General features: G+C 54.7%; 26 protein-coding genes. 10 read left to right on the top strand and 16 right to left on the bottom strand.

Annotated elements, in window-relative coordinates; all coding sequences use genetic code 11:
• Positions 1–196: 196 nt before the first annotated feature.
• On the bottom strand, positions 197–1,672 hold the full coding sequence (gene zwf / locus AC0XWG_RS16580) for a glucose-6-phosphate dehydrogenase (RefSeq protein ID WP_028018638.1): 1,476 nt from the start codon (positions 1,670–1,672) through the stop codon (positions 197–199).
• Between the two features lie 357 nt (positions 1,673–2,029).
• On the opposite strand from zwf, the gene AC0XWG_RS16575 reads away from it, so the two are divergent.
• Together AC0XWG_RS16575 and pyk are read left to right on the top strand one after the other, a co-directional pair.
• Complete coding sequence (locus AC0XWG_RS16575) at positions 2,030–2,899, top strand: MurR/RpiR family transcriptional regulator (protein WP_028018637.1); 870 nt, start codon at positions 2,030–2,032, stop codon at positions 2,897–2,899.
• Between the two features lie 139 nt (positions 2,900–3,038).
• Positions 3,039–4,481 carry a pyruvate kinase gene (pyk, locus tag AC0XWG_RS16570; RefSeq protein ID WP_008500455.1) on the top strand — a complete coding sequence of 481 codons (1,443 nt, stop codon included), beginning with the start codon at positions 3,039–3,041 and terminating at the stop codon, positions 4,479–4,481.
• Between the two features lie 45 nt (positions 4,482–4,526).
• Here pyk and lpxM read toward each other — a convergent pair whose 3' ends face one another.
• The 3 genes from lpxM to znuA form a co-directional block, all read right to left on the bottom strand.
• Entirely contained in the window at positions 4,527–5,498 is a 972-nt protein-coding gene (lpxM, locus tag AC0XWG_RS16565; protein ID WP_128347522.1) for a lauroyl-Kdo(2)-lipid IV(A) myristoyltransferase, read from the bottom strand.
• Between the two features lie 120 nt (positions 5,499–5,618).
• Positions 5,619–6,938 carry a murein DD-endopeptidase MepM gene (mepM, locus tag AC0XWG_RS16560; protein ID WP_028018635.1) on the bottom strand — a complete coding sequence of 440 codons (1,320 nt, stop codon included), beginning with the start codon at positions 6,936–6,938 and terminating at the stop codon, positions 5,619–5,621.
• A gap of 15 nt (positions 6,939–6,953) precedes the next feature.
• The gene (znuA, locus tag AC0XWG_RS16555; protein ID WP_028018634.1) at positions 6,954–7,898 is read right to left on the bottom strand and encodes a zinc ABC transporter substrate-binding protein ZnuA; all 945 of its coding nucleotides are present in this window, start codon (positions 7,896–7,898) and stop codon (positions 6,954–6,956) included.
• Positions 7,899–7,975: 77 nt separating this feature from the next.
• Here znuA and znuC point away from each other — a divergent pair, with 77 nt between their 5' ends.
• Positions 7,976–8,731 (top strand): zinc ABC transporter ATP-binding protein ZnuC, encoded by a 756-nt coding sequence (znuC, locus tag AC0XWG_RS16550; protein ID WP_023312233.1) that lies wholly within the window; start codon positions 7,976–7,978, stop codon positions 8,729–8,731.
• Positions 8,728–9,513 carry a zinc ABC transporter permease subunit ZnuB gene (gene znuB / locus AC0XWG_RS16545; RefSeq protein WP_128347520.1) on the top strand — a complete coding sequence of 262 codons (786 nt, stop codon included), beginning with the start codon at positions 8,728–8,730 and terminating at the stop codon, positions 9,511–9,513. The genes znuC and znuB overlap by 4 nt, the downstream gene beginning before the upstream one ends.
• A 59-nt stretch (positions 9,514–9,572) precedes the next feature.
• Here the strand turns inward: znuB and ruvB are convergent, their stop codons facing one another.
• The 6 genes from ruvB to aspS all read right to left on the bottom strand — a co-directional run bounded on the left by ruvB (position 9,573) and on the right by aspS (position 14,827).
• On the bottom strand, positions 9,573–10,583 hold the full coding sequence (ruvB, locus tag AC0XWG_RS16540; protein WP_028018631.1) for a Holliday junction branch migration DNA helicase RuvB: 1,011 nt from the start codon (positions 10,581–10,583) through the stop codon (positions 9,573–9,575).
• Positions 10,584–10,591: 8 nt separating this feature from the next.
• On the bottom strand, positions 10,592–11,206 hold the full coding sequence (gene ruvA / locus AC0XWG_RS16535; RefSeq protein WP_048223742.1) for a Holliday junction branch migration protein RuvA: 615 nt from the start codon (positions 11,204–11,206) through the stop codon (positions 10,592–10,594).
• A gap of 79 nt (positions 11,207–11,285) precedes the next feature.
• Positions 11,286–11,807, bottom strand: a complete 522-nt coding sequence (gene ruvC, locus AC0XWG_RS16530; RefSeq protein WP_014832404.1) for a crossover junction endodeoxyribonuclease RuvC — start codon at positions 11,805–11,807, stop codon at positions 11,286–11,288.
• A gap of 34 nt (positions 11,808–11,841) precedes the next feature.
• Positions 11,842–12,582, bottom strand: coding sequence for a YebC/PmpR family DNA-binding transcriptional regulator (locus tag AC0XWG_RS16525; protein WP_028018629.1), 741 nt, complete (start codon positions 12,580–12,582; stop codon positions 11,842–11,844).
• A gap of 27 nt (positions 12,583–12,609) precedes the next feature.
• On the bottom strand, positions 12,610–13,053 hold the full coding sequence (nudB, locus tag AC0XWG_RS16520; RefSeq protein WP_128347519.1) for a dihydroneopterin triphosphate diphosphatase: 444 nt from the start codon (positions 13,051–13,053) through the stop codon (positions 12,610–12,612).
• A gap of 1 nt (position 13,054) precedes the next feature.
• On the bottom strand, positions 13,055–14,827 hold the full coding sequence (aspS, locus tag AC0XWG_RS16515; protein ID WP_028018627.1) for an aspartate--tRNA ligase: 1,773 nt from the start codon (positions 14,825–14,827) through the stop codon (positions 13,055–13,057).
• Positions 14,828–15,091: 264 nt separating this feature from the next.
• Between aspS and AC0XWG_RS16510 the strand changes: the two genes are divergently transcribed.
• Genes AC0XWG_RS16510 through cmoB form a run of 5 tightly spaced genes read left to right on the top strand, consistent with a single transcriptional unit; the run spans position 15,092 to position 18,674 of the window.
• On the top strand, positions 15,092–15,658 hold the full coding sequence (locus tag AC0XWG_RS16510; RefSeq protein ID WP_128347518.1) for a hydrolase: 567 nt from the start codon (positions 15,092–15,094) through the stop codon (positions 15,656–15,658).
• On the top strand, positions 15,655–16,473 hold the full coding sequence (locus AC0XWG_RS16505; protein ID WP_108089678.1) for a DUF72 domain-containing protein: 819 nt from the start codon (positions 15,655–15,657) through the stop codon (positions 16,471–16,473). The genes AC0XWG_RS16510 and AC0XWG_RS16505 overlap by 4 nt, the downstream gene beginning before the upstream one ends.
• Before the next feature lie 52 nt (positions 16,474–16,525).
• Positions 16,526–16,921: an MAPEG family protein gene (locus tag AC0XWG_RS16500; RefSeq protein WP_028018624.1), complete on the top strand. Its 396-nt coding sequence runs from the start codon at positions 16,526–16,528 to the stop codon at positions 16,919–16,921.
• Positions 16,922–16,962: 41 nt separating this feature from the next.
• Positions 16,963–17,706 (top strand): carboxy-S-adenosyl-L-methionine synthase CmoA, encoded by a 744-nt coding sequence (gene cmoA / locus AC0XWG_RS16495; RefSeq protein WP_028018623.1) that lies wholly within the window; start codon positions 16,963–16,965, stop codon positions 17,704–17,706.
• On the top strand, positions 17,703–18,674 hold the full coding sequence (cmoB, locus tag AC0XWG_RS16490; RefSeq protein WP_028018622.1) for a tRNA 5-methoxyuridine(34)/uridine 5-oxyacetic acid(34) synthase CmoB: 972 nt from the start codon (positions 17,703–17,705) through the stop codon (positions 18,672–18,674). The genes cmoA and cmoB overlap by 4 nt, the downstream gene beginning before the upstream one ends.
• A gap of 140 nt (positions 18,675–18,814) precedes the next feature.
• On the opposite strand, the gene cutC is transcribed toward cmoB, so the two are convergent.
• Together cutC and AC0XWG_RS16480 are read right to left on the bottom strand one after the other, a co-directional pair.
• A complete protein-coding gene (gene cutC / locus AC0XWG_RS16485) occupies positions 18,815–19,558 on the bottom strand; it encodes a copper homeostasis protein CutC (protein ID WP_049006637.1) in 744 nt (247 codons plus the stop codon).
• 78 nt (positions 19,559–19,636) lie between these two features.
• Positions 19,637–20,197: a VOC family protein gene (locus AC0XWG_RS16480; RefSeq protein ID WP_128347517.1), complete on the bottom strand. Its 561-nt coding sequence runs from the start codon at positions 20,195–20,197 to the stop codon at positions 19,637–19,639.
• Between the two features lie 239 nt (positions 20,198–20,436).
• Between AC0XWG_RS16480 and argS the strand changes: the two genes are divergently transcribed.
• On the top strand, positions 20,437–22,170 hold the full coding sequence (gene argS, locus AC0XWG_RS16475) for an arginine--tRNA ligase (protein ID WP_134708050.1): 1,734 nt from the start codon (positions 20,437–20,439) through the stop codon (positions 22,168–22,170).
• A gap of 42 nt (positions 22,171–22,212) precedes the next feature.
• On the opposite strand, the gene flhE is transcribed toward argS, so the two are convergent.
• The 4 genes from flhE to cheZ form a co-directional block, all read right to left on the bottom strand.
• On the bottom strand, positions 22,213–22,605 hold the full coding sequence (flhE, locus tag AC0XWG_RS16470; protein WP_049006633.1) for a flagellar protein FlhE: 393 nt from the start codon (positions 22,603–22,605) through the stop codon (positions 22,213–22,215).
• Positions 22,605–24,683, bottom strand: a complete 2,079-nt coding sequence (gene flhA / locus AC0XWG_RS16465) for a flagellar biosynthesis protein FlhA (RefSeq protein ID WP_475680838.1) — start codon at positions 24,681–24,683, stop codon at positions 22,605–22,607. The genes flhE and flhA overlap by 1 nt, the downstream gene beginning before the upstream one ends.
• On the bottom strand, positions 24,676–25,824 hold the full coding sequence (flhB, locus tag AC0XWG_RS16460) for a flagellar biosynthesis protein FlhB (protein WP_028018616.1): 1,149 nt from the start codon (positions 25,822–25,824) through the stop codon (positions 24,676–24,678). The genes flhA and flhB overlap by 8 nt, the downstream gene beginning before the upstream one ends.
• A 148-nt stretch (positions 25,825–25,972) precedes the next feature.
• On the bottom strand, positions 25,973–26,617 hold the full coding sequence (cheZ, locus tag AC0XWG_RS16455; RefSeq protein ID WP_008500432.1) for a protein phosphatase CheZ: 645 nt from the start codon (positions 26,615–26,617) through the stop codon (positions 25,973–25,975).
• Positions 26,618–26,620: the final 3 nt, after the last annotated feature.

The raw sequence follows: 26,620 nt of genomic DNA, 5'->3' as shown, positions 1-26,620 counted from the left end.
TACAAAGTCGCTGGCAGTTGTTAACAACGCTGAAACGCTTGCTGTCCGGAGCTCAGGGGCAAAATCACTTCCGGCAGTGTAATAAAAAAAGCTCCGCGGGTGAATCCACACGGAGCTTAAAAGTTTAAAAATTATGCCACTAGCTGTGTTAGATCATGTTACCGGTAAAATAACACTTTCGAGCTAGAGGATGATCTTACTCAAACTCGTTCCAGGAGCGGCCATCGCGGGTGATCATCGCCACGGACGCGACTGGCCCCCAGGTGCCTGCCTGATACGGTTTAGGCGCATCCTGATCGGCTGCCCAGGCTTCGGTAATGGAGTCAACCCATTTCCAGGCCTCCTCCACTTCGTCGCGGCGCACAAACAGCGCCTGGATACCGCGCATGGTTTCCAGCAGCAGGCGCTCATACGCGTCTGCAAGATGCGTCTGGTTGAAGGTTTCGGAGTAACTCAGATCCAGTTTGGTGGTCTGCAGGTTGTGTTTATGGTCAAGACCCGGCACTTTGTTCAGGATCTGAATATCAACCCCTTCGTCCGGCTGCAGGCGAATGGTCAGTTTGTTCTGAGGCAGTTCCTGCCAGGACTCTTTGAACAGGTTCAGTTCCGGGTTTTTGAAGTAGACAACCACTTCGGAGCATTTGGCTGGCAGACGTTTACCGGTACGCAGATAGAACGGAACCCCCGCCCAGCGCCAGTCGTCGATATCCACGCGGATCGCCACAAACGTCTCGGTGTTGCTGGACTTGTTCGCGCCCTCTTCCTCCAGGTACCCAGGCACTTTTTTGCCTTGCGCAAACCCGGCGGTGTACTGACCACGAACGGTCTTCTCACGTACGTTAGAGCGGTCGATACGGCGCAGTGACTTCAGTACTTTCACTTTTGCGTCACGGATGCTGTCAGCCGTCAGGTCAGACGGTGGAGACATAGCAATCATGCACAGAATTTGCAGCAGGTGGTTCTGGATCATGTCGCGCATCTGACCGGCCTGGTCAAAGTAACCCCAGCGCCCTTCAATCCCCACCTCTTCCGCCACGGTGATTTCCACGTGGTCGATAGTGCGGTTGTCCCAGTTGTTCACAAACAGGGAGTTAGCAAAACGCAGCGCCAGCAGGTTCAGGACCGTCTCTTTACCAAGATAGTGGTCAATACGGTAAACCTGGCACTCTTCAAAGAACTCGCCTACCTGATCGTTAATTTCGCGGGAGGTTGCCAGCGATGTACCCAGCGGCTTCTCCATCACCACGCGCGCCGGCTTGGCGTTCAGTTTGGCTTCGCCCAGACCTTTGCAGATGGCACCAAAGGTGCTTGGCGGCATGGCGAAATAGTTAATGGTGACACGATTTTTCTGATCCAGCATGTCGCCCAGGCGGGAAAACGCACTGATGTCGTTCACGTCCAGGTTACAGAAATCAAGGCGTCCGCTCAGCGTATCCCACAAACTTTCATCGATTTTCTCTTTCATGAACGTTTCGAGCGCTTCACGAACGACTTTGGTATAAGCGTCCTTGTCCCATTCGGCGCGCCCTACACCCAGGATACGGGTATCTGGATGAAGTTGGCCTGCTTTTTCCAGTTGATACAGGGAAGGCAGCAATTTCCGGCGTGCAAGATCGCCTTTCGCGCCGAAAATGACCAGGTCACATGCCTGGGCTGTTTGCGTTACCGCCATGTCATTCTCCTCAGTTGGATCACCTGGTACTTCTGCCAGGTATCGTTGTAATTTTATTACAATGCACTGTACTGCTTTTACGTCATTCCCGAAACCATTAGCGCTTATCGCCACGTGCTTTACCGCGATTTTTCGCCATTCCGGTGCTTTCGGAGGTGCAATGACGCAACAACCGTCGATTCTTTGCGCAACAAGGGCCCGGCAAAACCCGACGCCGATCAAGTAATGAAAAAAAACAACAACATTATCTTGTCGACTGTTACCCTTTATGGAAGCCACAGGGGTAATATCGGCTAAATCGAATCACGATTTCACCCATTTATGAAATCGTTTACACCCATGAGCGTCATGTTAACAATGAACATGCTGGAAAAAATCCAGTTTCAACTGGAACACCTTAGCAAATCCGAGCGAAAAGTGGCCGAAGTTATTCTCGCGTCTCCCGCTCAGGCGATTCATTCAAGCATCGCCGCTCTGGCGCAGGAAGCGAGTGTCAGCGAGCCAACGGTAAATCGCTTCTGCCGTAGCCTGGAAACGCGCGGCTTTCCTGATTTTAAACTGCATCTGGCACAAAGTCTGGCTAACGGCACACCTTATGTTAATCGTAATGTGGATGAAGACGACAGCGTTGATGCCTACACAGCGAAAATATTTGAGTCAGCCATGGCCACACTTGACCACGTCCGCCAGAGTCTGGATATGAGTTCGGTGAATCGAGCGGTGGATTTACTCACCCAGGCCAAGCGGATTGCATTCTTTGGTCTTGGCTCATCGGCAGCTGTGGCGCACGATGCCATGAACAAATTCTTCCGCTTCAACGTACCTGTTATTTATTCAGATGACATTGTGTTGCAACGCATGAGCTGTATGAATTGCAGTGAAGATGATGTCGTGGTACTGATTTCGCACACCGGACGCACCAAAAGCCAGGTGGAACTGGCCCAGCTGGCGCGTGAAAACGATGCCATGGTGATCGCTCTTACGACGGCGGGTACACCTCTGGCCCGTGAAGCGACGCTGGCTATTACCCTCGACGTACCGGAAGACACCGATATCTATATGCCGATGGTCTCCCGTCTGGCGCAGCTCACTGTGATTGACGTGCTGGCGACCGGTTTTACCTTACGAAGGGGCGCAAAATTCAGAGATAACTTGAAGCGTGTCAAGGAAGCGCTTAAGGAATCGCGTTTTGATAAAGAATTGCTTATAAAGAGCGATGTTCCCTGATAGTTGATAACAAGACGTAACGAATAATTACGATGTAACGATTTACGGCATTCGGTCCACTCTCTGCCGCCTTGCGGCAAATGAAGGCCGATTCAATGTTCACGCAACACCAAAGTTGTTTCAGTCAACGGAGTAATACATGTCCAGAAGGCTTCGCAGAACCAAGATCGTAACCACCTTAGGCCCGGCCACCGATCGCGATAATAATCTCGAAAAGATTATCGCCGCAGGTGCCAACGTGGTGCGTATGAACTTCTCTCACGGTACGCCAGAAGACCATAAATTACGTGCCGATAAAGTGCGTGAAATCGCAGCAAAACTGGGGCGCCATGTTGCCATCCTCGGCGATCTGCAAGGTCCTAAAATTCGTGTATCGACCTTTAAAGAGGGAAAAGTTTTCCTCAATATCGGCGACAAATTCCTGCTTGATGCCAATCTCGGCAAAGGTGAAGGCGATAAAGAGAAAGTCGGGATTGACTATAAAGGCCTGCCGGCTGACGTGGTACCTGGCGATATCCTGCTGCTCGACGACGGTCGCGTACAGCTGAAAGTGCTGGAAGTTCAGGGCATGAAAGTGTTCACCGAAGTCACCGTCGGCGGCCCGCTCTCCAACAACAAAGGTATTAACAAACTGGGCGGCGGCCTCTCTGCAGAAGCGCTTACCGATAAAGACAAAGCGGATATCGTTACCGCTGCGCTGATCGGCGTTGACTACCTGGCCGTCTCCTTCCCACGCTGCGGTGAAGACCTGAACTATGCGCGCCGACTGGCACGTGATGCTGGTTGCGATGCCAAAATCGTCGCTAAAGTTGAACGCGCGGAAGCCGTTTGCGATCAGGACGCCATGGACGACGTGATTCTCGCCTCTGACGTGGTGATGGTTGCCCGTGGCGACCTGGGTGTGGAAATCGGCGACCCTGAGCTGGTGGGTATCCAGAAAGCGCTGATTCGCCGCGCACGTCAGCTGAACCGCGCGGTGATCACCGCCACTCAGATGATGGAATCCATGATCACCAACCCAATGCCAACCCGTGCGGAAGTCATGGACGTGGCCAACGCCGTGCTGGACGGTACCGATGCGGTTATGCTTTCAGCGGAAACCGCAGCAGGCCAGTATCCTGCAGAAACCGTGGCCGCCATGGCGCGCGTTTGTCTGGGTGCTGAGAAGATCCCAAGCATTAACGTCTCTAAACACCGTCTGGACGTTCAGTTCGACAATGTGGAAGAAGCGATTGCGATGTCCGCCATGTACGCTGCCAACCACCTGAAGGGCGTTACCGCAATCATCACCATGACCGAATCTGGCCGTACCGCGCTGATGACCTCCCGTATCAGTTCCGGCTTACCTATCTTCGCCATGTCCCGTCACGAGCGTACGCTGAACCTGACGGCGCTGTATCGCGGTGTTACCCCTGTTCACTTCGATAGCACCAATGACGGCGTGGCTGCGGCACACGACGCCGTAAACCTTCTGCGTGACAAAGGCTATCTGGTATCCGGTGATATCGTCATCGTGACCCAGGGTGATGTGATGAGCACCATCGGCTCAACCAATACCACTCGCGTTATGACAGTAGAGTAAGTCAGTCTCTGTTAAAAAGCCCTCTCCTTTAAGAGAGGGCTTTTTTTATTTCGTTGGAAAAAGCTCTTTGCGTTTATACGGCTCTTTTTCGCCTGGCTTACGCGTTTTAAGCAGTTTCAGTATCCACGTGTACTGCTCCGCATGCGGTCCCACCAGTATTTCCACCTCTTCGTTCATTCGACGCGCAATGGTGTTATCGTCTGCAGTGAGCAGATCATCCATCGGCGGACGAACTTCAATGCTCAGACGGTGGGTATTACCGTCGTAGACCGGGAAAAGCGGAATAACACGGGCACGGCACACCTTCATCAGACGGCCAATCGCAGGTAGTGTCGCTTTGTAGGTCGCGAAGAAATCCACAAACTCACTGTGTTCCGGGCCGTGATCCTGATCCGGCAAATAGTAGCCCCAGTAGCCCTGACGTACGGACTGAATAAACGGCTTGATACCATCATTACGCGCATGAAGGCGACCACCAAAACGGCGACGTACCGTATTCCACACGTAATCAAAGATCTTGTTGCCCTGATTATGGAACATTGCCGCCATTTTTTGTCCCTGCGACGCCATCAGCATAGCTGGAATATCAACGCCCCAGCCGTGCGGAACGAGAAAAATGACCTTCTCGTTGTTGCGACGCAACTCATCAATGATTTCCAGACCTTTCCAGTCAACGCGATCCATGACTTTCTCCGGCCCTTTCAGCGCCAGTTCAGCCATCATCGCCATCGCTTGTGGCGCAGTGGTATACATGGCATCAATAATGGCCTCCCGCTCTGCGTCGCTCTTTTCCGGGAAACAGTAGTAAAGATTAATCTGCGCGCGGCGACGGGCACTTTTGCCTAAGCGTCCGGCCAGGCGACCTATTTTGCCCAGCACAGGATCGCGTACAGAAGCTGGTAACATCGCAATACCCGCAAATGCATAAACGCCAAGCCAGGCACCCCAGTTACGCGGGTGACGGAAAGATTTTTCAAACTCGGGAATGTATTCAATATTGTTTTTTTGGGTTTCCATGCTGGATCCAGGGTCTGATGACGCAAAATTTTATTCAGATAGTGTAGCGAGGCAGTCGCCCACGCACAAAAGAAAAAGCCGGCGCACACTGACACCGGCTTGTTAAACAACACAGAAGGCTTAGTCTAAGCTCAGCTGCGGCACCACCTCTTTCACCTGCGCCAGGTAATCCGAACGATCTTTACCTGTCAGGCCTTCGGTGCGCGGCAGTTTCGCCGTCAGCGGGTTCACGGCTTGCTGGTTGATCCATACTTCATAGTGCAGGTGCGGGCCGGTAGAACGTCCGGTATTGCCTGACAGCGCGATACGGTCACCACGTTTCACTTTCTGACCCGGTTTGACCAACAACTTGCGCAGGTGCATATAGCGAGTCGTGTAAGTACGACCATGACGCACCGCAACATAGTATCCAGCTGCTCCGCTGCGTTTGGCCATGACCACTTCACCATCACCCACAGCCAGTACCGGTGTACCCTGCGGCATAGCAAAATCAACGCCACGATGCGGTGCAACACGCCCGGTGACCGGGTTCAGACGGCGCGGATTGAAGTTAGAGGAAACGCGGAACTGTTTCGCCGTCGGGAAGCGCATGAAGCCTTTCGCAAGACCTGTACCGCTGCGGTCATAGAACTTGCCGTCTTCAGCACGAATCGCGTAGTAATCTTTGCCCTCTGAGCGCAAACGCACGCCCAGCAGCTGGCTCTGCTCGCGCTTACCCTCCAGCATTTCGCGGGACATCAGAACTGAAAACTCATCACCTTTCTTCAGCTTGCGGAAATCCATCTGCCACTGCATGGCTTTGATGACAGAACTGATTTCAGCGCTGGTCAACCCTGCATCTCGGGCACTGGAAACAAAGCTTGCGCCCACGGTCCCTTTCATAACGCTATTGACCCAGTCGCCCTTCTGCATTTCGCTGGTCATTTTGAAACCGTTTGCAGTGCGTTCGTAGGTGCGGGTTTCGCGGCGAGACATTTCCCAGGTCAGACTCTGCAGATCGCCATCTGCCGTTAATGTCCATGAGAGCTGTTGCCCTATTTTCAAATTACGGAGATCTTTATCTGCAGCCGCCAGCTGGCTGATATTGCCCATGTCGATGCCGTACTGGTTCAGTACGCTACTCAGCGTATCCCCTGTAGAAACAACGTATTCGTGGGTCCCTGCGTCGCTCTCGGTTTTATCGTCCAGTTCATCTTGTGGGATAGCTTCATCTTCCTGAGCCGCCTGATCGATAGGCTCACTGGCTTCAGGCAGCAAAGAACGGATTTCGCTCTTTTCGAGCTCGATGGTTTTGATGATAGGGGCAGAACTCGGGTGGTAAACATAGGGCCGCCAGACGGCGACCGCTAAAGTGAGAACTGTAAGCGACCCCAGCATAACGCGATGGGGTCGAGGCAGATTGTTAAATGCCAGGGCGACAGAGCGGGCTATCTGTTGCACGTATTCACTTCCTCGTTAATCTCCTTTCAGGCAGCTCGCATACTGGTTCGCCAGTTGGCTGAGAAACTGCGAATAGCTCGCTTTGCTCAACTGGATATTCGTTCCTAGCGGGTCAAGGGTCCCCATGCGCACGGATGTCCCCCTGGCCACGGCTTCTACGACCGCTGGCCTGAACTGTGGCTCAGCAAAAACGCATGTCGCTTTTTGCTCAACCAACTGTGTTCTGATTTCATGTAAACGCTGCGCACCAGGTTGAATTTCAGGGTTGACGGTAAAATGACCCAGCGGGGTCAGACCGTAGTGTTTTTCGTAATAGCCATAGGCGTCATGAAAAACGAAATACCCTTTTCCTTTCAACGGTGCGAGCTCAGTACCTACCTGCTTATCGGTTGCGGCTAATTGTGCCTCAAAATCCTTCAGGTTGGCGTCTAGTTTGGCTCGACTTTGCGGCATAAGTTCCACTAATTTGTCATGGATTGCAACCGCTGAAAGCCGCGCTATCTCTGGGGATAACCAAAGATGCATGTTGTACTCGCCGTGATGGTGATCTCCATCACCTTTTTCGCCGTCTGCAGCATGATGGTCATGTTCGTCGCCGTCGTCATCCGACCCTTTCATGAGCAACGGTTTCACGCCAGGGAGTTCGGCAATCGCGACCTGTTTTTCGTCAACTATCTGTTTCGCTGACTTCTGCATAAACGCTTCCATTTCCGGACCAATCCAGACGACTAAGTCCGCGTTTTGTAAGCGCTTTACATCTGACGGGCGCAGGGAATAGTCATGCTCGGATGCACCATCAGGGAGCAGAACCTGGGTTTCCGTTACCCCGTCTGCAATGGCAGATGCGATGAATCCAAGCGGTTTAAGCGAAGCGACAACCGCAGCGTTAACATCTTGTGCGGTTGTACCCCAAAGGGCAGCGGATAATGCTGCGAAAAGAAGCGTATTTTTATGTAACATAATGCGACTAATCATCGTAGTGAATGCGTGGAATGTGATATTATAACATTCGTTGACTTCTTCAAGCTTAAAATGACATGACGACATTGGTTTCTCTTGAAAATATTTCGGTCTCATTCGGGCAGCGCCGCGTCCTCTCTGACGTGTCGCTCGATCTGAAGCCCGGCAAAATTCTGACGCTGCTCGGTCCCAATGGCGCCGGAAAATCTACCCTGGTGCGCGTGGTGCTGGGTCTGGTCGCACCCGATGAAGGCGTGATCAAGCGCGAGGAAAAATTGCGTATTGGCTATGTGCCGCAAAAACTTCACCTCGACGCCACGCTGCCGCTGACGGTCAGCCGTTTCCTGCGTCTGCGCCCCGGCACCCGTAAAGCCGATATTCTCCCGGCACTGAAACGCGTGCAGGCGGGCCATCTTGTCGATGCGCCTCTGCAAAAACTGTCCGGCGGTGAAACGCAGCGAGTTTTACTCGCCCGCGCGCTGCTGAGCAGCCCGCAGCTGCTGGTACTGGATGAGCCGACTCAGGGTGTGGATGTGAATGGTCAGGTTGCGCTTTATGATTTGATCGACCAGCTACGTCGAGAGCTTGATTGCGCAGTGCTGATGGTGTCCCATGACCTGCATCTGGTCATGGCAAAAACTGACGAAGTGCTGTGTCTCAACCACCATATTTGCTGCTCCGGCACGCCTGAAGTGGTGTCAATGCATCCGGAGTTTATCTCCATGTTTGGCCCTCGCGGTGCTGAGCAACTGGGCATTTATCGCCATCATCATAATCATCGCCATGATTTACAGGGACGAATTGTCCTGCGCCGGGGAAATGGACACTCATGATTGAACTGTTACTGCCTGGCTGGTTAGCCGGGATTATGCTTGCCTGCGCCGCGGGCCCACTCGGCTCGTTTGTTGTCTGGCGCAGAATGTCCTATTTTGGCGATACCCTGGCGCATGCCTCTCTGCTGGGCGTCGCTTTTGGTCTGTTACTGAACGTCAATCCTTTCTATGCGGTGATTGTGGTCACGCTGCTCCTTGCCGCGGGTCTGGTCTGGCTGGAAAAACGCCCACACCTCGCCATTGATACGCTGCTTGGCATCATGGCGCACAGCGCCCTGTCGCTGGGTCTGGTGGTCGTTAGCCTGATGTCGAACATTCGCGTCGACCTGATGGCCTACCTGTTCGGCGACCTGCTGGCCGTGACGCCAGAAGATCTGATCTCTATCGCCATTGGTGTCGTCGTGGTGCTCGGCATTCTGCTCTGGCAGTGGCGTAATTTGCTGGCGATGACCGTAAGTCCGGATCTGGCGTTTGTTGACGGCGTGAAATTGCAGCGCGTGAAGTTGCTGCTGATGCTGGTAACAGCGTTGACTATTGGTGTGGCGATGAAGTTTGTTGGAGCGCTGATTATTACCTCCCTGCTGATCATTCCTGCAGCAACAGCGCGCCGCTTTGCCCGCACGCCAGAACAGATGGCCGGTGTGGCCGTGATTATCGGGATGATTGCGGTAACGGGTGGATTAACCTTCTCGGCGTTTTATGACACGCCTGCAGGGCCGTCTGTGGTGCTGTGCGCAGCGGTGCTGTTTATTTTCAGTATGATGAAGAAGACGGCAAGTTGACATCGAGGGCGCTGATGCCCTCACCCTGCCCCTCTCCTACAGGGAGAGGGAATTAAACATTATGGCATTGCCGGTGGGGTAATGCCGAAGTGATTCCACGCCCGCACCGTGGCCATGCGTCCACGCGGAGTACGTTGCAGGAAGCCCTGCTGGATCAAATACGGTTCGAGCACATCCTCAATTGTCTCGCGCTCTTCCCCGATTGCCGCCGCCAGGTTATCCAGCCCGACTGGCCCGCCAAAGAATTTGTCCAGCACCGCCAGTAGCAGCTTGCGGTCCATGTAGTCAAAACCTTCCGCATCGACGTTCAGCATATCCAGCGCCTGAGCAGCAATCTCGGCGGAAATGGAACCATCATGCTTCACTTCGGCAAAGTCACGCACGCGGCGCAGCAGGCGGTTGGCAATACGCGGCGTACCGCGGGAACGCTTCGCCACTTCAAACGCGCCCTCTTCGCTCATTTCCAGTCCCATATAGCGGGCGCTACGGCCAACGATGTGCTGGAGGTCCGCCACCTGGTAAAACTCAAGACGCTGTACGATACCGAAACGGTCGCGCAGCGGAGAGGTCAACGACCCGGCGCGGGTTGTTGCGCCAATCAGGGTAAACGGTGGCAGATCGATCTTGATAGAGCGCGCAGCCGGGCCTTCACCGATCATGATATCCAGCTGGTAATCTTCCATCGCCGGATAGAGCACCTCTTCCACCACCGGAGACAGGCGGTGAATCTCATCAATAAACAGCACGTCATGGGGTTCAAGGTTGGTCAGCATCGCCGCCAGATCGCCTGCTTTCTCCAGCACCGGGCCGGAGGTAGTACGCAGGTTGACGCCCATTTCATTGGCGACGATATTCGCCAGCGTGGTTTTCCCCAGTCCCGGGGGACCAAAAATCAGCAGGTGATCGAGTGCATCGCCACGCAGTTTTGCCGCCTGGATGAAAATCTCCATCTGGGAACGTACCTGCGGCTGGCCAATGTACTCATCAAGCAGCTTCGGGCGGATCGCACGATCCACCACGTCTTCTGCCTGAAGGGAGCCTGCCGATACCAGGCGATCTGCTTCAATCATCCTTTACCTCACAATGCAGCGCGCAGCGCTTCACGAATCAGAGTTTCACTGCTGGCATCCGGTTTGGCGATTTTACTCACCATACGGCTGGCCTCCTGAGGTTTATAGCCCAGTGCCACCAGCGCAGCAACCGCTTCCTGCTCGGCGTCATCATCCGTCGCTGGCGCGCCAGGCGAGGTCAGCACCAGATCGGTCGCAGGGGTAAAGAGATCGCCATGCAGCCCTTTGAAGCGATCTTTCATTTCGACAATCAGACGCTCGGCGGTTTTCTTGCCGATCCCCGGAAGCTTAATCAGCGCTGCGGGATCTTCGCGCTCAACAGCATTCACAAACTGTGGAGCTGACATACCGGAGAGAATTGCCAGCGCCAGCTTCGGCCCGACACCATTAGTTTTAATCAGCTCGCGGAACAGGGTACGTTCCTGTTTGTTGTTGAAGCCGTACAGCAGTTGAGCATCTTCACGCACCACAAACTGAGTAAAGACAATCGCCTCTTTACCCGCGTCCGGCAGCTCGTAGAAGCAGGTCATCGGCATATGGACTTCATAGCCCACGCCACCCACTTCCAGCAGCACTAACGGGGGTTGTTTTTCAATGATGATGCCTCTGAGTCTGCCTATCACGTGACGCTCCTGCGTTCTGGAAAAATTAACTGCCGACATAATAAAAAAAGGCTGGATAAACATCCAGCCTGATTTTTCATTATCGTAACCTGCCTCGCGCCAGATTGAGCCGCGACTCGCTCATTTGCATCGCGTTCTGGCTGACGTGACAGTGGGTAATCGCGATAGCCAGCGCATCCGCGGCGTCCGCCTGGGGGTTCGCGGGGAGCTTCAACAAGGTGCGCACCATATGTTGTACCTGGCTTTTCTCCGCGCTGCCAATCCCCACCACCGTCTGCTTGACCTGCCTTGCCGCATATTCGAACACAGGTAAATCCTGGTTTACGGCTGCAACAATGGCCACACCGCGCGCCTGACCGAGCTTTAATGCCGAATCAGCGTTTTTGGCCATAAAGACCTGTTCGATGGCGAAATAGTCTGGCTGGAACTGGGTTATAATTTCTGTCACACCTGCGTAGATCAGTTTCAGGCGTGACGGCAGATCGTCCACTTTGGTGCGAATGCACCCGCTGCCGAGGTAGGTTAGCTGGCGTCCCACCTGACGGATAACGCCATAGCCGGTGACGCGTGAGCCGGGGTCAATCCCAAGGATAATCGACATCACGCGTCTCCCGTTAACGGTTTACACGCTCTCATCAGAGAGTCGCTGCAACCTCATCAGAGATTTCACCGTTGTGATACACTTCCTGCACGTCGTCGCAGTCTTCGAGCATATCGATCAGGCGCAGCAGTTTCGGTGCAGTTTCCGCATCCATGTCCGCTTTGGTTGATGGGATCATAGACACTTCAGCGTTGTCTGCTTTCAGACCCGCCGCTTCCAGCGCGTCACGTACCGCCCCCATCTCTTCCCACGCGGTGTAGACGTCGATTGCGCCATCATCGAAGGTCACAACGTCTTCTGCACCGGCTTCCAGTGCCGCTTCCATGATCACATCTTCGTCGCCTTTCTCGAAGGAGATCACGCCTTTCTTGCTGAACAGATAAGAAACGGAACCGTCAGTTCCCAGGTTACCACCGGTTTTGGTAAACGCGTGACGCACTTCGGCTACGGTACGGTTACGGTTGTCGGACAGACACTCAACCATGACCGCAGTACCGCCAGGGCCGTAACCTTCATAAATGATGGTTTCCATGTTCGCGTCTTCATCACCGCCCACGCCACGTGCGATTGCACGGTTCAGGGTGTCACGCGTCATGTTATTAGACAGCGCTTTATCAACCGCCGCGCGCAAGCGCGGGTTAGAAGCCGGATCGCCGCCGCCCAGACGTGCCGCTGTTACCAGCTCACGAATGATTTTGGTAAAGATTTTACCGCGTTTGGCATCCTGTGCCGCTTTACGGTGTTTGGTGTTGGCCCACTTACTATGACCTGCCATAAAAAGTTCTCCAAAAATCGCGCCTTCTCAGGCTGCGTTAATTACAAATTCTTCAATCGCCTGCCGGTTGCTCCACGACTTGGTCAGAGCGGCGGCATCCGCCGCACTTACCCAGCGGTAGGTCAGGTGTTCGGTAAACACAACCTCACGTTCGTGGGGGAGTGCAAGACAGAACCACGATTCCGTATTCCGCTCGGTACCCGGCGCATAGCGATGACGTAAATGGCTAAAAATTTCAAACTCCACCGTGCGCTGACAGTCCTTCAGGGTCAGTTGCTCGCGGGCAACATCAATGGTGACCTCTTCCTTTACTTCACGCGCGGCGGCCTGCAGCGCGGTCTCCCCCACTTCCAGACTGCCAGTTACCGACTGCCAGAAATCAGGGTCATCGCGCCGCTGCAACATCAGCACCCGCTTCGTGTCTTCTGCATAGATGACCACCAGGACCGAAACGGGCAGCTTATATGTCATATCAGTTTTTCTCTTCCTTCTTCACCACTTCAATGCCCAGCTCGGCCAGAGAGGCCGGGTTAGCAAAACTTGGTGCTTCGGTCATCAGACACGCCGCGGCAGTGGTTTTCGGGAAGGCAATAACATCACGAATGTTATCGGTACCGGTCAGCAGCATGGTCAGACGGTCAAGACCGAAGGCCAGACCCGCGTGCGGAGGCGTACCGTATTTCAGGGCGTCCAGCAGGAAGCCGAATTTCTCGCGCTGCTCCTGCTCATTGATGCCCAGAATGCCGAACACGGTCTGCTGCATGTCACCGCTGTGAATACGCACGGAACCACCGCCCACTTCGTAGCCATTGATGACCATATCGTAGGCGTTCGCCACAGCATCTTCCGGTGCGGCTTTCAACTCTGCGGCAGTCATGTCTTTCGGCGAGGTGAATGGATGGTGCATTGCGGTCAGACCACCTTCACCGTCGTCTTCAAACATTGGGAAGTCGATAACCCACAGCGGTGCCCATTTGTTCTCGTCGGTCAGGTTCAGGTCTTTACCGAGTTTCAGACGCAGGGCGCCCATCGCATCGGCAACCACTTTCTTGTTGTCTGCGCCGAAGAAGATCATGTCGCCGTCCTGCGCGCCAGTGCGCTCAAGGATCGCTTCCACGATGTCCGCGTTCAGGAATTTCGCGACCGGGCTGGTGATACCTTCCAGACCTTTTGCACGCTCGGTGACTTTAATATAGGCCAGACCTTTCGCGCCGTAGATCTTGATGAAGTTACCGTAGTCGTCAATCTGCTTACGGCTCAGTGCCGCACCGCCTGGTACACGCAGCGCAGCTACGCGGCCTTTAGCATCGTTAGCCGGACCAGCAAATACCGCAAACTCAACGGATTTAACCAGATCAGCAACGTCCACCAGCTCCATCGGGTTACGCAGATCTGGTTTGTCAGAACCGTAGCGACGCTCAGCTTCAGCGAAGGTCATGATTGGGAAATCGCCCAGTTCAACGCCTTTCACGTCGTTCCACAGGCTACGCACCAGAGCTTCCATCACTTCACGCACCTGCTCAGCGGTCATGAAGGAGGTTTCCACATCGATCTGGGTAAATTCTGGCTGGCGGTCAGCACGCAGGTCTTCGTCACGGAAGCATTTTACGATCTGATAGTAGCGATCGAAACCAGACATCATCAGCAACTGTTTGAACAGCTGTGGAGACTGTGGCAGCGCGTAGAATTTACCTTTATGCACGCGGGATGGGACCAGGTAATCGCGCGCGCCTTCCGGCGTGGCTTTGGTCAGCATCGGGGTTTCGATATCCAGGAAACCGTGGTCATCCATAAAGCGACGCACCAGACTGGTGATTTTCGCGCGGGTTTTCAGGCGCTGAGCCATTTCCGGGCGACGCAGATCCAGGTAGCGGTACTTCAGACGTGCTTCTTCAGTGTTGACGTGGTTAGAGTCCAGCGGCAGCGCTTCAGCACGGTTGATAATCACCAGATCGGACGCCAGCACTTCAATTGCGCCGGTCGCCATGTCTGCGTTGACGTTTTTCTCGTCACGCGCACGAACGGTGCCGGTGACCTGAATGCAGAACTCATTACGCAGCTCAGAAGCCAGTTTCAACGCATCTGCGCGATCCGGATCGAAGAACACCTGAACGATACCTTCGCGGTCACGCATATCAATGAAGATAAGGCTACCAAGATCACGACGGCGGTTGACCCAACCACACAGGGTTACCTGCTGTCCAACGTGGGACTGACGCAGCTGCCCGCAATATTCTGTACGCATGAGATATCCCTTAATTAGCCGCAGGCTAAATGTCGCCTGGTATGCAGGCTACTATGTCGCAGCTTTCTGTATGTCACAACTGGATGAAAAAAGGCGGCTATTATACTGGAAATTCCGCCGGACGATAAGAGCGAACCTCGGCCTGAAGGTCGTTTGCTGCACTCTTATTGCGCATTCTCACAAAAATTAACAAAATTATCCGACCGGTAACAGGCCATCACGTCGTATGGTGTAGCGGAAGTGATTAATTTAACTGGAGTGACTATGTTAACACTCGATACCAGCAAAACCGCGCTTGTCATCATTGATTTACAGGAAGGTATCCTGCCTTTTGCCGGAGGCCCGCACACCGCAAATGATGTGGTCAGCCGCGCCGCTCGCCTGGCGGAAAAATGCCGCACAAGCGGAGCGCCTGTTGTCATGGTGCGCGTCGGCTGGTCCGCCGATTTTGCCGAAGCCTTAAAACAGCCCGTCGATGCGCAGATTGCGGCGCATTCGCTACCGGAAAACTGGTGGACGTATCCGGTCTCACTCGGCAAGCGTGACAGTGATATCGAAGTGACTAAACGCCAGTGGGGCGCGTTTTACGGTACCGATCTGGAGCTGCAGCTGCGCCGTCGCGGAATCGACACCATCATTCTTTGTGGCATTTCCACCAACATCGGCGTGGAATCTACCGCCCGCAACGCGTGGGAACTGGGCTTTAACCTTGTTATTGCAGAAGATGCCTGCAGCGCGGCCTCCGCGGAACAGCACCTGGGCAGTATGACTCACATCTTCCCGCGCATCAGTCGTGTGCGCAGCACTGACGAGATTTTAAACGCGTTATGATGTATGTGGGCCTGCCCCAATGGTCGCACCCGAAATGGGTGCGCCTTGGCATCACCAGCCTTGAGGAATATGCCCGACACTTCAATTGCGTCGAGGGTAACACCACGCTGTATGCACTACCCAAAGCAGAGATTGTTGAACGCTGGCGCGAACAAACAACCGATGATTTCCGCTTCTGCTTTAAGTTTCCGGCAACCATCTCCCATAACGCGGCCCTGCGTCACTGCGATGATTTGACCGTCGAGTTCTTGAACAGAATGTCGCCGCTGGCAAACCGCATAGGTCAGTACTGGCTGCAGCTTCCCGCCGTCTTTGGCCCACGCGATCTGCCCGCGCTTTGGCAGTTTCTGGATACACTTCCCCGGGAATTTACCTATGGGGTTGAAGTCAGGCATCCTGCATTTTTTGCCAAAGGTGAAGAAGAGAAAGCGCTCAATCGCGGTCTGCTTGAGCGCTCAGTCAACCGTGTGATCCTCGACAGCCGTCCGGTGCATAGCGCCATTCCGCATAGCGAAGCCATCATTGATGCGCAACGCAAAAAGCCCAAAGTGCCTGTTCATGCCATCGTGACGGCTCATCACCCTATGGTCAGGTTTATAGGCAGCGATAACATGCAGCAAAATCAGGAGATGTTCGCCGTCTGGCTGCAAAAATTAGCGACGTGGGAACAGACCACCACGCCATATCTCTTCCTGCACACCCCGGATATCGCGCAGGCACCTGAACTGGTCGATGCTCTCTGGCAGGCCTTGCAGGCTGCGGTACCGTCCGTGGGCAGCGCCCCCGTCATCCCACAACAATCTTCTCTTTTCTGATATCACCCCCTATCATAGTAAAGTGCCATCTGCCAAAAAACAGGGAGTTTGTATGGTCAGCGCGCTGTATGCGGTATTAGGTGCATTGCTACTGATTAAGTTTTCATTTGATGTTGTGCGCCTCAGAATGCAGTACCGCGTCTCTTACGGTGACGGCGGATTTTCCGAGCTACAAAGCGCTATCCGCGTTCACGGCAATGCGGTCGAATACATCCCGGTGGCGTTAATTTTGCTACTGTTTATGGAGATGAATGGCGCAGAAACCTGGATGGTGCACATCTGTGGCCTGCTTCTGCTTGCCGGCCGACTAATGCATTATTACGGTTTTCACCACCGCCTGTTTCGCTGGCGTCGTTCCGGCATGAGTGCGACGTGGTGTTCACTTTTGCTGATGGTGCTGGCTAACCTTTGGTATATGCCGTGGGAGTTGGTTTTCTCCTTCCATTAGCGCACAATACGCCACTTTATTTTTCCCGGATTTTTTACGTTATGTCAGATCGCGACACGCTTTTTTCCGCGCCTATCGCCAGCCTGGGCGACTGGACCTTCGATGAACGGGTAGCCGAAGTCTTCCCGGATATGATCCAGCGCTCTGTTCCCGGTTATTCCAATATTGTCTCTATGATCGGCATGCTGGCTGAGCGCTTCGTTCAACCCGGCACGAAGGTCTATGACCTGGGCTGTTCGCTTGGCGCGGCAACGCTGTCGGTACGTCGTAACGTTCACCACGAAGGCTGCCGGATCATTGCCGTGGATAATTCCCCCGCCATGGTTGAACGCTGCCGTCGCCATATTGATGCTTACAAAGCCCCTACCCCGGTGGACGTCGTAGAAGGTGATATCCGTGAGATTGAGATCAATAACGCGTCGATGGTGGTGCTGAATTTTACCCTGCAGTTCCTGGTGCCTGAAGACCGTCAGCTGCTGCTGGACAAAATTTATAAAGGGCTGAATCCTGGCGGCGCGCTGGTCCTTTCCGAAAAATTCAGCTTTGAAGACGCCGAGGTTGGCGAACTGCTGTTCAATATGCACCACGATTTCAAGCGTGCGAACGGTTACAGCGAGCTGGAGATCAGTCAGAAGCGTAGCATGCTCGAAAACGTGATGCTCACGGACTCCGTGGAGACCCATAAAGCGCGTCTGCGTCAGGCAGGATTTGAGCATAGCGAACTGTGGTTCCAGTGTTTCAACTTTGGCTCCCTGGTGGCACTGAAAGCGGGGGTTCCTGCATGATTGAGTTCGGCAACTTCTATCAGCTGATTGCGAAAAACCACCTTTCCCACTGGCTGGAAACCCTGCCGGCGCAGATTGCTACCTGGCAGCGCGATCAGCAGCACGGCCTGTTAAAGCAGTGGTCAAATGCAGTGGAGTTTCTGCCTGAACTGACACCTCACCGTCTGGATCTGCTGCATAGCGTGACCGCAGAAAGCGCAGAGCCTCTTTCCGCCGGGCAGACTAACCGCATCGAAACGTTGATGCGAAACCTGATGCCCTGGCGCAAAGGACCGTTTTCACTATACGGTGTGAACATCAATACCGAATGGCGCTCAGACTGGAAATGGGATCGCGTTTTGCCGCATCTGTCCGATCTGACCGGACGTACCATTCTGGATGTCGGCTGCGGCAGCGGTTACCATATGTGGCGCATGATTGGTGCAGGTGCGCATCTGGCGGTAGGTATTGATCCGATGCAGCTGTTCCTGTGCCAGTTTGAGGCAGTGCGTAAATTGCTGGGTAACGACCAGCGCGCACACCTGCTGCCGTTGGGCATTGAGCAACTGCCAGCCCTGAAAGCCTTTGATACCGTGTTTTCCATGGGCGTGCTGTACCACCGCCGTTCCCCGCTGGAGCATCTGTGGCAGCTTAAAGATCAGCTGGTCAGCGGTGGCGAACTGGTGCTGGAAACGCTGGTTATCGAAGGCGATGAGAATGCGGTTCTGGTGCCGGGTGACCGTTACGCGCAAATGCGAAATGTCTACTTCATCCCTTCCGCGCTGGCACTGAAAAACTGGCTTGAGAAGTGCGGGTTTGTGGATGTACGCATTGCAGATGTCTGCGTGACGTCAATCGAAGAACAGCGCCGCACCGACTGGATGATTACCGAATCGCTGGAGCAATTCCTTGACCCGGCCGATCACAGCAAAACCGTTGAAGGCTATCCTGCGCCGATGCGTGCGGTATTGATTGCCACGAAGCCGTAGCCTTTTAGCCGGGTGGTGGCCAACGCAGCTGCGGCTTGAAATATGAAGGATAAAAAAAGGCCCCTGTTGAAATTGCAGGGGCCTGGTACAAGCAAGCATCATATTGGGCGACATGATGCGCGGTAAAAATCGGTACGTTGCTACACGTGATGACGCTCAATCAGCGACTTCATTTCCGCAACCGACTCTCCCTCTACACCGTAGCGTGAATACTCATCCGCTTCAGCATCTGTCGACATTGACAACCCTGTATTGCGATAACGCATGGGAGACGGCATCCACTTGCCTGCCGAGCTGTGAAGCTCCTCTACCCCGGCGTTTAAAAACCGTTCCAGATTGCTGGCACGGACACCCGCACCCGCCATTATTATTGGAACACCAGAATGGGCTTTTAGTTCCGTAATTAATTGCAGACCTTTTTCCGCAGAGGACTGCTGCCCCGATGTCAGAATGCGTGCCACGCCCAGTTCAGCAAGCGAATCAAATGCTTGCAGGGGGTCTTTGCACATATCAAATGCGCGATGGAAAGTCACTGCCATCCCTTTCGCGGCATCCATGACCTGGCGCATACGTGGCATATCGACCTGACCATCTTCATCAAGCAACCCGATAACCAACCCGGGAAATCCCAGTTCGCGAACCAGAGTGATATCTTCAAGCATGGCACTGAACTCGCCCGACGTGTAACAAAAATCACCGCCGCGAGGACGAATAATCGGGTGAACGGGAATGGTGACGGCCTGACGGGCAGACTTCAACATGCCGTAGGATGGCGTCAGCCCACCCTCTTTGGGTGCCGCGCACAGTTCGATGCGATCAGCACCGTGTTTTTGCGCAGTCACGGCACACTCCACGCTGTAACAACAAATCTCCAGCAGTGCCATTTAATCCTCCTGAAAGCCCACTAAACAAATCATCATGACACGCCGCCCGTTTTTAGTCCCGGCGTTGACTCACAACTCTCACGCTTCACTGGCAACAATCTGCTCAATGGTCCACGGGTGAAACTTCACGGTGACCTGTCCGTCCGTGACGGCCAGCGTCGGGTTAGGTAAACGCTCGCGTTCGCCTTTGGGTGAACTCGTTTTGACAAAAATCCCCGGTTTGCTTAAGCCTTCATCAGATAACAAGGCCAGTGCGCGCGCGTTCAGTGTTTCTGGCTCACCCGGCAGAACAATTTCGATATGCTCCCAGCCTTCGTGCGGATAACGTTTTTCCCCCGGCCACGGCAGTTCAATCACAGTGAATTGCCAGTGCGCTACCTTCACGGGTTCATGCAGTTTAAACAGGCATATTGGGCGACCGTTAATAATGTTCTCAGAGAGCAGCTCACCGCACTGTTCAAAACCTCGACGCCAGCGGTCGGCGGTTGCATTTTGATGACAGCGCAAAGAGATGTGATCCGCTTCAAGCGGTGCGATATCCAGACCAAGGCGGGTGGCAAGTTCTGTGAACGCCTGGGTGAAGCGCGGTAAATCTGCGGAAATATCATGCAGTTCGTCAATGGAATGCCAGTTCGCCATAAGTCAGTCTCTTTTCATGTCGCAAAGCCGCTAATTTACTCTGTTGCCCAGTTTTGACCAACCGCAGAATACGGCTTTTTATGACTGCATGATTATGCACGCCTTCTTAGCCTGGATTCTGAACAATCTTCGGCCCGCGCAATGCTGACGCCAGAGGGCATTTGCAGTATACTCCCGCCCTAAATTCTATAACTGGCGCGGGTGGTTGTGAGCCCGCATCAAAAAAGTAAGGTATCCAGGTGAATATTCAGGCTCTTCTCTCCGAAAAAGTCAGTCAGGCACTGATTGCCGCAGGTGCACCTGCGGATTGCGAACCGCAGGTTCGTCAGTCAGCAAAAGTACAGTTTGGCGACTATCAGGCTAATGGCGTGATGGCAGTGGCTAAAAAACTGGGCATGCCGCCGCGACAACTCGCTGAGCAGGTACTGACGCATCTGGATCTCACCGGTATCGCCAGCAAAACCGAAATCGCCGGTCCGGGCTTTATCAACATCTTCCTGGAACCTTCTTTCCTGGCAAGCCACGTTGACGCGGCGCTGAAATCTGACCGTCTGGGTGTCTCCCAGCCGGAAGCGCAGACCGTCGTGATCGACTATTCTGCCCCGAACGTGGCGAAAGAGATGCACGTGGGTCACCTGCGCTCCACCATCATTGGTGATGCTGCCGTGCGTACCCTCGAATTCCTCGGTCACAAGGTGATCCGCGCGAACCACGTGGGCGACTGGGGTACCCAGTTCGGTATGCTGATTGCTTACCTGGAAAAACAGCAGCAGGAAAACGCGGGTGAAATGGCGCTGGCCGATCTCGAAGGGTTCTACCGCGAAGCCAAAAAACACTACGACGAAGACGAAGCCTTTGCCGAGCGCGCGCGCAGCTACGTAGTAAAACTGCAGGGCGGCGACCAGTACTTCCTCGAGATGTGGCGCAAGCTGGTTGACATTACGATGTCTCAGAACCAACTCACCTATAACCGTCTGAACGTCACCCTCACCCGTGACGATGTGATGGGTGAAAGTCTCTATAACCCAATGCTGCCGGGCATTGTGGCTGACCTGAAGGCCAAAAATCTGGCAGTTGAGAGCGAAGGCGCAACGGTCGTGTTCCTTGATGAGTATAAAAACAAGGAAGGTGAACCGATGGGCGTGATCATCCAGAAAAAGGATGGCGGCTATCTCTACACCACTACCGATATCGCCTGTGCAAAATACCGTTACGAAACGCTGCATGCCGATCGCGTGCTGTACTACATCGACTCCCGTCAGCACCAGCACCTGATGCAGGCGTGGACCATCGTGCGTAAAGCCGGTTACGTGCCGGATTGCGTTCCGCTGGAACACCATATGTTCGGCATGATGCTCGGTAAAGACGGCAAGCCGTTCAAAACCCGTGCGGGCGGTACCGTGAAGCTGTCCGACCTGCTGGACGAAGCGCTGGAACGCGCCCGTCGCCTGGTGGCGGAGAAGAACCCGGATATGCCTGCCGATGAGCTGGAAAAACTGGCGAATGCCGTGGGTATCGGTGCGGTTAAATACGCGGATCTTTCCAAGAACCGTACCACCGACTATATCTTCGACTGGGATAACATGCTGGCGTTTGAAGGCAACACGGCGCCGTACATGCAGTATGCCTACACCCGTGTGCTCTCTGTATTCCGTAAAGCCAATATCGACGAAAGCGTACTGGCGAATGCTGCCGTGACCATCACTGAAGATCGCGAAGCGCAGCTGGCAGCGCGTCTGCTGCAGTTTGAAGAGACACTGACGGTTGTGGCGCGAGACGGAACACCGCACGTGATGTGTGCTTACCTGTACGATCTGGCAGGCCTGTTCTCCGGCTTCTACGAGCACTGCCCTATCCTGTCTGCGGAAAGCGACGCGGTACGTAACAGCCGCCTGAAGCTGGCGCAGCTCACGGCGAAGACCCTGAAGCTGGGTCTGGATACCCTGGGTATCGAAACCGTAGAACGCATGTAATACAAAAAACCCGGCAAGCGCCGGGTTTCTTTTTTCACACCGTTAACGATAGTTAACGATGACAGCGTTACTCTGAACTTTCAGCGCCGGAATCAAACGCCCTCCACCCGGTACTTCCCAGATAAAACGCAAAGGTTCGATGGCCGGCACGCCATTAAATGCCTGTGTGGTGCCGTTCTCTCCGTCAATTTCCGTGCAGCGAGTCTGAGAGCAGAGACGTACCCGCAACCCTGCTGGCGTTGGGCCAATCAGCCTGTAGTTCCACACCACAAGCCCCATCTGGCCGGAAACCGGCTCAGAGGGCGATAACGGGTTTGATGACATGGCAACCCCACGATTGCTGAGGGTCACGCCCATGCTGCTCGCCTGCCAGGTCCCTTCCCCGGCAGCCTGCGCCACCAGCGGGAAGAATAAGATCCATAACCACTTACGCATTATTTTCCTCCAATCGTCGCGGTCATGCGGATATGACGGTTATCCGACAGCTCCATATTTGACAGCACGACCAGTTGGTTCAGGCTACGACGCAGGAAGCGCGACAGCAGCGGACGCAGCGCATGGTTAACCAGCAGCACCGGCGGTGCTCCCAGCATCTCCTGACGCGCCAGCGCCTCCTGCGTTTGCGCCAGCAGGCGGTCCGCCAGACCCGGTTCCAGCCCGCCGCCACCCTGCAAGGCCTGCAGCAGCAGACGTTCAAGCGGCGTATCGAGACCAATAACCTGCACTTCTCCGGTTCCAGGGAACCACTGCTGGGTAATCGCGCGCCCCAGCGCCACGCGCACCACCGCGGTGAGCTCATGCGGATCGTTTTGTAACGGCGCATGTTCGGCAAGGGTTTCCAGAATGGTACGCATATCGCGGATCGGTACTTTCTCGTCGAGCAGGTTTTGCAACACTTTGTGCAGGGTAGTCAACGTCAGCACGCCCGGCACCAGGTCTTCCGTCAGCTTCGGCATCTCCTGCGTGACGCGGTCAAGGAGCTGCTGCGCTTCCTGACGTCCAAACAGCTCTGCCGGGAATTGGCCAATCAGGTGATTAAGATGGGTTGCCACCACGGTACTGGCTTCGACTACCGTATACCCCTGAATTTGCGCCTGCTCTTTTAGCGCACTTTCAATCCAGATCGCGGCCAGACCAAAAGCCGGATCGATGGTTTGCTCGCCTGGCAATGTGCCTGCGGCGGTGCCGGGGTTAATCGCCAGCCAGCGTCCCGGATAGGCATCGCCGCTGCCGATTTCAACGCCTTTCATCAGGATGCGATAGCGCGCGGGCGGCAGGTCCATATTGTCGCGGATGTGTACCACCGGCGGCAGGAAACCCATGTCCTGGGCGAATTTTTTACGGATACTGCGGATGCGGCCAAGCAGTTCGCCATCCTGCTGGAAATCGACCATCGGGATCAGGCGATACCCAACTTCCATACCCAGCGAATCTTCCAGCTGAACGTCGTTCCAGGTCGCTTCGACAGCCTGGGTGTTCTCCGGCATTTTAACCGCAACAGGCTCGGCTGCCGGTTGGGTTTCACGCCCTCGCATCCACCAGGCAAGACCCAGCAGTGCCGCAGTGAACAGCAGGAACACGAGGTTTGGCATACCTGGGACCAGACCGAGTAACCCCAGTACCGCAGCGGCCAATAGCATGACGCGCGGGTTACTGAAGAGCTGGCCGACCATCTGCTCGCCAACGTCCTGATCGGTACTCACGCGGGTCACAATCACGCCCGCCGCCGTAGAGATAACCAGCGCCGGGATCTGCGCGACCAGACCGTCACCGATGGTCAGCAGCGTATAACTTTCTGCCGCATGGCCCATGTCCATACCATGTTGCAGAACACCGACCAGCAGGCCACCCACCACGTTGATCACCATGATCAGAATGCCCGCGATGGCGTCACCGCGCACAAACTTACTCGCACCGTCCATGGAGCCGTAGAAGTCCGCTTCCTGCGTCACTTCCGCACGGCGTTTTTTCGCTTCATCTTCCGCGATAAGACCGGCGTTCAGGTCGGCATCAATCGCCATCTGCTTGCCTGGCATCCCGTCCAGCACAAAGCGCGCGCCCACTTCGGCGATACGCCCTGCACCCTTGGTGATAACCATAAAGTTGATGATAACGAGGATCACGAACACCACGATACCGATGGCGAAATTACCGCCTACCAGGAAGTGGCCGAAGGCCTCAACCACTTTACCCGCCGCAGCCGCACCCGTATGACCTTCCATCAGAATGATACGCGTGGAGGCCACGTTCAGCGCCAGTCGCAGCAAGGTGGTAAACAGCAGAATGGTCGGGAACGCCGCGAACTCAAGGGTACGCTGGGTGAACATCGCCACCAGCAGCACCATGATGGACAACGCAATGTTGAATGTGAAAAGCAAATCGAGGATGAATGCCGGGAGCGGCAGTACCATCATCGACAGAATTAGCAGGATGAGAATCGGCCCGGCAAGGATCTGCCATTGGGTCGATTTCAGGTTGCCGGGCAGGCGCAACATTGCCACCAGATTAGCCATCAGTGTCCTTCTCGTTCAAAAAATCCAGCGCTTCAGGCACCGGAAGGTTCTCAGGTTTCACAGGTCGTTGTCCGCCAGCCAGACGCCAGCGCTTCAACTGCCATACCCAGGCCAACACTTCCGCCACGGCGGCGTAGAGTTGTCCGGGGATCTGTTGTCCAATTTCCGCATGGCGGTATAAGGCACGCGCCAGCGGAGGGGCTTCCAGGATAGGTACACGGTGTTCAGTACCAATCTCACGAATGCGAAGTGCTATCAGACCCGCCCCTTTCGCCACCACTTTCGGCGCGCTCATTTTGTTTTCGTCATAGCGCAGCGCAACGGAATAGTGTGTCGGGTTGGTGACGATCACGTCAGCTTTTGGCACGTCTTCCATCATGCGTCGACGGGCAGCGGCGCGCTGCATCTGGCGGATACGCCCTTTGACGTGCGGGTCACCTTCCATCTGTTTGTATTCGTCACGGATATCCTGGCGTGACATGCGCAGTTTCTTGAAGTGGGTATAAAGCTGGAAGATCACGTCAAAACCCACCATCGGAATAATGCTGAGCACCACCAGCAGCGCGCAGAGTCCGACCAGGTTCAGCGCATTGCTCATTGCGGTGAGGGGGGATTCACTGATAAGACGCATCATTTCCGGCCAGTGGTACCAGAGGTAAAACCCCGCTGAACTCCCCATCAGTACCGATTTGAGAATGGCTTTGAGCAACTCCGCCCCGGTCTGCGCAGAGAACATTTTCGCAATGCCCGGCAGCGGGTTCAGTTTGGAAAATTTCGGCTGCAGCGATTTGGCACTAAAGACCAGACCACCCAGCATCACCGGCGAAACCAGCGCGACCAGCACAACCCCTGTAATCAGCGGCAGCAGTGCAACCATCGCCCCTTTTATTAGCTGGATAATTTGGCTGAGGATCAGATTCGGGTCATTGACCATGCTGTGGTCAAAACGTAAGCCAGTAGACAACATTCCCGCCAGCTTGCGGGCGAGCGACTCCCCACCCCACCAGATAATGCACACCCCTACGATAAGGATCAGCAGGGAAGTCAGTTCTCGGGATCGGGGTATCTGCCCTTCCTCACGCGCCTTTTCTAGTCGGTGGGGTGTGGGGGCTTCCGTTTTGTCGTCGTTCTCTTCTGCCACAGTGCATGCCCAACCTATTAAGTCACGGGTATCATGCCAGTGCAGCGAAAATCCAATGGCGGGAAAAGCCCGTTTATTCGGGCTCTTTTCAGTGATTTTGTCGTAAACCGCCTCAGACGGTGTTAACCCTCTGAGGCGGAATGGACAATCAGAAGCCGAGGCTGTCGAGCAGATCGTCCACCTGGTCCTGGCTTGCTACCACGCCCGCTTTGCTGGCGTCGAGCTGTGGACCATTGAGCAGGCTTTCGTTCTCGCGTTTTGGGCGGGCTGCAGGCTCTGGAATATTCTCCAGCAGCACCATCAGCAACTGACGTTCAATCTCCTGGATAACATCCATCATGCGCTTGATAACCTGACCGGTCAGGTCCTGGAAATCCTGCGCCATCATGATGTCCAGCAGTTGTGCGTTGGTGAAGCTGGTATGGCCAGGAACATCCCCCAGGAACTGACGGGTATCGGTAACCAGTTCACGGGCGTCCGCCAGTTCGATCGGATTCTCAAACCACTCATCCCAGCGTTTTGTCAGCGCTTTCGCGCCCTTTTCCATCGCGTCCTGGTGCGGTTGTGACGCTTCAACGCTGTTCAGCGCACGTTCAGCCGCCTGAGCAGTCATCTGCACGACATAGTCCAGGCGATCGCGCGCATCAGGAATGGCTTCCGCCGCTTCGGCAATCGCCTGATCCAGCCCCAGTTCACGCAGGCTGTCACGCAGCATGCGCGTCAGGCTGCCGATGCGTACGATGATATCGCTCGGCGAGTGTTCTTCAACGGGTTTCATAGCAGGTTGCATCATAAC

The organism is Enterobacter sp. DVT3837 (assembly GCF_056238685.1).
This window is presented reverse-complemented; position numbering and strand designations above follow the sequence as displayed.